Below are 6,341 nucleotides of genomic sequence, written 5' to 3' on the forward strand. Positions count from 1 at the left end.
TTTCGACCGCAGTCATGACCACGCTGGCAGCAGAAGCACGGCCGTCACCATTGAGGGCCTTGTAAGCCTGCCCGAGGCCGGTGCCGAGCGTTGCCACCGTCCCCGTCTGACCGGCCGCGGCGGCGGCCTCGGCCGCCGCGATGACGGCCGCCGCGAGCGCGCCCGCCTGCTCATCCGTCGAGGCGCCCTCGATCAGCCACTGCACGGCGAGCGCCTTCTGCGAGCCGCTGAGCGAGGAGCCCATGATGGCGGCCACCTGCGCCGCCGCGCCGCCCTCCGCTTCGGCAGCGGTCACGACATCAAGGGTGGCCTGTTCGTCCGCCGAAAGGGCGGCCTGGAGCGGAGTCGACGCCACAATAGCCGCCGCAGGTGCGATCGCTCCCATCACGGCTGCCAAAAACAGCATGCGTGCCAATTTGACGATCATGCCCCATCCGATCCTCTAGCCCAAAACTATAATACCAGAGCCTCCGGAACGTTACCAGCGAGGCAATCCAAAATTACGACCACTTTGCAAATTGCCGCAGGGGTCGTCGAAGTGACATAAAGGGTATTTTAGTACGTCTATGCTTCAGGGGATAAGAGAACGAAAGACAATGTCGCCCTCGTCGCGGATGGCGCGACGTTGAGGGGCCGGCAGGGAACGCAGCAAGCTTCGCCAGAAAGGCCAAAAAAATTCCGGAAACTGCGACATCAGTACGACATCATAGGTGAACTTTCGTCGTGCTTCGCTTCCGGCGAAAATCCAGCGCCTCGCCATGAACCGCACGCGGTGCACCATTTCGGCATATTCGTACGGTCCGGTCAGCCGGGACATGTCCCATGCGGCCATGGAGGTGGGGCGCAGGGCGAGGGTCGGCCATGTCATCTCGGCCAGGTCCATCCAGGAAGCCGACCTGACCGGGTCGACCTGCAGCACGGCGACCAGTTCCTCAAGCCCATTGGGGGAAGCGGGATCGAGGCGGTTCTGCCCGATGCTGAAGGCGAGCAGGCGGGTCTTGTCGCGAAGGCCCCAGGAATCGTGCCACTGGGCCAAAGTGTCGCGCAGGTCCTGCGCCCGGCCGGGGAGGTCGCTGCCGGCAGCCGATGCTTCCGGCGTGCGGGCGGGAGCTTGGCGTTCCATGCCCCATTCGATCACGCCGAGGCGGGCAAACTGGAGGCCCTTGTAGGCCGCTCCACCGGCCATGGCGATCAGGAGCAGCGAGAAGACGGCCCGCAGTGCCCGGCCAGCGGGTCGCCGGCGAAGCTCATCAGCCGACATAGTACTTCTTGTAGTAGGCGGACGAGTGGTAGGAGTAGCGGCCGTATTTCGGCGCGCCGCGCAGGTCGATCATGTTCAGCACGATGCCGCAGATCTTCCGCTCGCCGGGAATGCGCTCGATCGAATGGCGCACGAATTCCCGTGCCGTGGTGTTCCAGCGCACCACGAACAGTGCCTTGTCCGCCACCGGGGCCAGGATGGCGGCGTCCACCACTGGTCCGATGGGCGGCGCGTCGAGCACCACCAGATCGAAGCTCTGCCGCAACTGCTCGATCAGGTGCTGCATGCGCGCGGAGCCCAGCAGGTCGGGAGGATTCTGGGTCTTGGCGCCGGCGCCCAGCACATAGATTCCCGAGGCGGCATGGCGATGCAACAGGCCTTCGGATGAGACGGTCTGCGCCAGCCATTCGACCAGGCCGGGCCTGTCGTCGAGGCCGAACTGCTGGGTGATCGAGGGGCGGCGCAGGTCGCAGTCGATCAGCACCACCCGCTTGCCGGAACTCGCGGCGGAGGCCGCGATCGCCAGCGCGATCGAGGTCTTGCCCTCGCCGGGGGAGGAGGACGTGATCTCGATGACCTTGGGCGGGTTGTCGACATCCGACATCTGCACGCCCGCCCTGAGGCTGCGGATCGATTCACTGAACCGGGAGAGCGGCTTCGACGCCAGATAATCGAGGATGGCGACGGCACCCTTCGTCTTCTCCCCGTCGCTGAAGTCCGCCCACTCGACAGAAGACAGCACCGGCAGGCCGGTCGCCTCCTCAAGCTGGCGCGGGCTGCTGAAGCCGGCATTGAGCATGTCGAGCAGCGCGGCGAGGCCAACGCCGAGAATCATTCCCAGCAGGGCGCCGGCCGCCAGGAAAAGCGATTTCTTGGGGAAAGACGGCGCCCCCGAGGGCAGGGCGGGGGTGATGATCCGCGAGTCGCGAATGTCCATCTCCGACCGCTCAGAGGTGACCTTCGACTGGCTCAGGAAGGTCTCGTAAAGCGTACGATTGGCCGAGGCGTCGCGTTCGAGCTCGCGCAGCTTCACGGTCAAGGCGTTCTCATTGGTGTTCTGGCCGGAAGCGGTCGCGACATTGGCCGCCATCGCCGCCGCCCGCGTGCGGGCGACGTCGTAGTCGTTTTCGAGATTGGCGACGATGCGGTTGATCTCGGCCGTGATCTGGCGCTCGATCTCGCGGCGCTCGGCGCGCACATTGACGACCATGGGATGGCGCTCGCCATAGCGGGTGACGAGGTCGGCTTCGCGACCGGCCACTTCGGCGTGGCGGCTGCGCAGGTTCGTCACCACGCCGGAGCGGATCACGTCGGGCAGCGTCGCCAGGTTTCCGCCCGCGTCGAGGATCTTCTTGGCCTGTTCGTATTTCGCCTGCTTCTCGGCCGCCTCGGTCTCGACCTGAACCAGTTCGGCACTGACCTCAGAGAGCTGCTGCTCGTTCAGCGAGCGGGTGCCGACGGAGACGAGATTGTGCTCGGAGCGGAACTTCGACACCGCTTCCTCCGACTGGCGCAGCGCGTCGCGCAATCTCTGCAGCCGGTCGTTCAGCCAGTCCGAGGCCCGGCGCGCCGCCTCGAAGCGGGTTTCGAGCTGATCGACGATGAAGGCATCGGCGACGGCATTGGCCAGTCGCGCCGCGCGATCGCGGTCGGTCGAGGTGACCGAGATCTGAAGAATGTAGGCCTGGCCCACGCGGGTGACATTGAGCGCGCCGCGCAGCCTGTAGATGGAGGCCCGTATATCGTCGGGAATGCTCGCCGATCCCGCATCCGCAGCGACCTGCTCATCGACCGCGGTCGCTGTGAACCCGAACAGATTCCAGAATGCCGTCCGCCAGGAAGGGCCAGCCGGTGTACTGCCGAATTCCGGATCGTTGACGAGGCCCTCCTTCTCCACCACGCGGCGCAGCAGGTTGAGCGATTCGATGATGGAAATCTGGTTTTCAATGGTCGCATTGGTGGCGACGGAGGCCGCGTCGCTGCCGCCGAGTTCGGCTCCCAATGCGGTGCGTGACGCCTGGTCGAGCAGGATTTCCGCCGTGCTGGTGTAGCGCGGCGTCAGCAGGAAGGCGCTCGCAAGCGCCAGGACCACGGTTGTCACCGCGACGAGCCCGATCAGAACCCGTCGGCGCCGCAGGAAATCGAGGACCTGATGAAGGTCGATACGATCTTCTTCATCAGTCGCAGGCGCTCGCGTAATCTGTCCGTGCATCCAGCCAATCCAGAAGTCGCCGTGAAAGCCCCGAGAGGGACGCAGGGTATTCGCTTTCCGGCACATGCGCGCGGTCCGCTCGCCGCCGCCGGGATTATATTTGTCGGGCCGTGAATTCCTAGGGTCTGGACGTCGGCCTCCAGTGGATCGCAATGCCCGGCCGCGGCGACAGGCTCGGCAGGCTCGACAGGCGGCGGTTCGAAGACCGCCGGGTGATCTCCAACGTGCTTTCCTTCCTCCAAATCAGGCGGCCGTGGGAAGACGCCTCTTGGAGGTTCTCCGAACCAGCTCGGCTCGGGAACACGAGTGATTCGCCAAATTCGCGCGATATGCGTGCATTAAGGGGGCATATAACGCAAAGGATGCAGAATTATAAATGCTCTAAATCTAAAAATGTCTTCTCTTTTTAGCGATTAAAACGATGCAGATTGAAAATCGTATAAACAAAGATCATTTTTATAATTCATAAAAGTCGAATGAATACGTGATTTGACTCAATCATTTACTTTAAATAACCGTCCTTTCCTGAAGTGAAACAGCGTCCGGTCGCCGCCGGACAGGGAAGCGGGCACCCGGTGCCCGCCTGGAAAAGTCGTGTCGTCCGGCGGACGCGCGATCGGGGATGGACACTGATGCGAAAGATCGACCGGGGCCCTCGCTCTCCCTCGACACTGGCGCGAACGGCAGGCTGGGGCGTGTCGTGGCTGGCCTTGGTGGCCGCGGTGCCGGCGATGGCGCAGGAGGCGGCCGCGCCGGAAGCGACCGCCGCGGTGGTGGCCACCGACGAATTCGTCGAGCTTGACCCGATCACCGTCGTCGCCACCCGTACGGCCGAAAGCTGGATCGACACGCTCGCGGGCGTCACCGTGCGGCGCTCGGCCCAGCTCGACATGCTCATGCCCAGCCGCACCGCCGACCTGTTCGAGGGCATGCCGGGCACCACCGCAATCCAGAACGCCAATACCAGCCAGACCCAGATCAACATTCGTGGCCTGCAGGATTTCGGCCGCGTCGCGGTGATCGTCGATGGCGCGCGGCAGAACTTCAACCAGCTCGGTCATGCCGGTGCCGGCGGCTTCTTCATCGAGCCCGGCCTCATCGCCGATGTCGACGTGGTGCGCGGCCCGGTGTCGAACATCTATGGCTCGGGCGCCATTGGCGGCGTCGTCACCATGCGCACCAAGGACGCCGACGACATCATCGCCCCGGGCAAGAGCTGGGGCGTCGAGGCCACGGGCGAGGCCGCCGGCAATGGCTTCATGGGCTATGGCTCGGTGCTCGGCGCCGCGCGCGTCGGCGAGAATGTCGACCTGTTCATCGGCGGCACCTATCGCGACGCCGACAATTACCATGACGGCAATGGCGACGTGGTGCCCGACAGCGGCTTCGATACCTGGACCGGCATCGCCAAGGCCACCTTCCGACCGGCCGATTTCCATGAGATCAAGCTGACGGCGCTGAACTACGACACCCAGTTCACCACCAGCGCCGACGCGGGCGCCGCCACCTCCTACAGCACACAGGCGACCAACCGCACGGTGACGGCGAGCTGGAACTACGAGAACCCGGAAGACAACCTGTTCGACTGGCGCAGCTCGGTCTATTGGAACCAGGTCGACCAGGACCAGGTGAAGGTCACCGGCTCGTCGAACCCAATCACCGGCGCGGTGGGCGATCCGCGCAGCTTCGTCATCGACACGGTAGGCTTCGACGCCAACAACACCAGCCGCTTCAGCGCCGCCGGCTGGAACAGCGCCATTACCTTCGGCGGCGATTATTTCCAGGACGAGATCGACAACACCGACGATTACGGCTTCGGCGAGGGCTACAATCCCTCGGGCGACCGCGGCGTCGGCGGCGCCTTCGTGCAGTGGAAGGGCAACTACTCCACCTGGCTGGAGGCCATTGCGGCGCTTCGCTACGACGCCTATTCGCTCAATTCCGACGATGGCGGTACCAGCGGCGAACGCGTCTCGCCCAAATTGACCCTCGGCGTCACCCCCTGGTCGTGGCTGACCCTCTACGGCACCTATGCCGAGGGCTATCGCGCGCCGACCGTGACCGAGGCGCTGGTCTCCGGCCCGCACCCGCTGCCCTTCAACACCGGCGGCACGATGTTCTACTTCCTGCCCAATCCCGGCCTGCAGGCCGAAGTCGGCAAGAACAAGGAAGTCGGCATCAACATCAAGAAGGACGACCTGTTCGTCGCCGGCGACAAGCTGCGTGCCAAGTTCAACTACTATCAGAACGACGTCGATAACTATATCGAGCTGGTCGAGTTCGGCTCTTCCACCGGCACCATCTGCCCCATTCCGGGTCAGCCCAACACCTGCTTCCCCTACAACTGGGGCGTTCCGGGCTATGCCCAGTATCAGAACGTCCAGGAAGCGCGGCTGAAGGGCTTCGAATTCGAGGGCACCTATGACGCGCGCAAATGGTTCCTCGGCGTCGCCGGCCAGATATCGGAGGGCGAGATCACGGCCGGTCCCTCGGCGGGGCAGCCGCTGTCGAGCATCCAGCCGGATCAGGTCTCGACGACACTGGGTTTCCGTTTCCTCGACGAAAAACTGACGGTCGCCGTCCGCTGGACCGCCGTCGCGGCCGTCAAGGCCTCGGATCTGCCGGTGAATTCGGTGTTCGAGCCGACGGACAGCTTCAATCTGGTCAGCGTCTATGCCGGCTACCAGCCGAACGAGAACATGCTGTGGCGGCTTTCGGTCGAGAACCTGCTGGACGAGCAATACACCCAGTATGAGAACTTCCTGCCAAGCGCCGGGCTGACGGTGAAGGGGGCGCTCACGGTGCGGTTCGGCGGCGGCGAGGTCGCCTCGATTTCCGACCCGCTCTATGTGAAGTGAAACGTTCCCG

The 6,341-nt window shown here is 64.2% G+C and carries 5 protein-coding genes; 2 read left to right on the forward strand and 3 right to left on the reverse strand.

Going from position 1 to position 6,341, the window contains the following annotated elements; all coding sequences use genetic code 11:
* From KHC23_RS06800 to KHC23_RS06810, 3 genes are all read right to left on the reverse strand, one after another.
* Nucleotides 1-427: hypothetical protein (locus KHC23_RS06800; protein ID WP_213370802.1), on the reverse strand; the 427-nt coding region annotated here is incomplete at its 3' end.
* 144 nt (nucleotides 428-571) lie between these two features.
* Complete coding sequence (locus KHC23_RS06805) at nucleotides 572-1,186, reverse strand: hypothetical protein (protein ID WP_246544362.1); 615 nt, start codon at nucleotides 1,184-1,186, stop codon at nucleotides 572-574.
* Between the two features lie 64 nt (nucleotides 1,187-1,250).
* Nucleotides 1,251-3,473: a GumC family protein gene (locus KHC23_RS06810; protein WP_213370814.1), complete on the reverse strand. Its 2,223-nt coding sequence runs from the start codon at nucleotides 3,471-3,473 to the stop codon at nucleotides 1,251-1,253.
* On the opposite strand from KHC23_RS06810, the gene KHC23_RS06815 reads away from it, so the two are divergent.
* Both KHC23_RS06815 and KHC23_RS06820 read left to right on the forward strand, forming a co-directional pair.
* Nucleotides 3,414-3,587, forward strand: a complete 174-nt coding sequence (locus KHC23_RS06815) for a hypothetical protein (protein ID WP_213370818.1) — start codon at nucleotides 3,414-3,416, stop codon at nucleotides 3,585-3,587. The two genes, KHC23_RS06810 and KHC23_RS06815, sit on opposite strands and share 60 nt — an antisense overlap.
* Nucleotides 3,588-4,105: 518 nt before the next feature.
* Nucleotides 4,106-6,331: a TonB-dependent hemoglobin/transferrin/lactoferrin family receptor gene (locus tag KHC23_RS06820; protein WP_213370816.1), complete on the forward strand. Its 2,226-nt coding sequence runs from the start codon at nucleotides 4,106-4,108 to the stop codon at nucleotides 6,329-6,331.
* Nucleotides 6,332-6,341: the final 10 nt, after the last annotated feature.

Source organism: Ancylobacter dichloromethanicus, assembly GCF_018390645.1.
In the GTDB taxonomy this organism is placed as follows: domain Bacteria; phylum Pseudomonadota; class Alphaproteobacteria; order Rhizobiales; family Xanthobacteraceae; genus Ancylobacter; species Ancylobacter dichloromethanicus.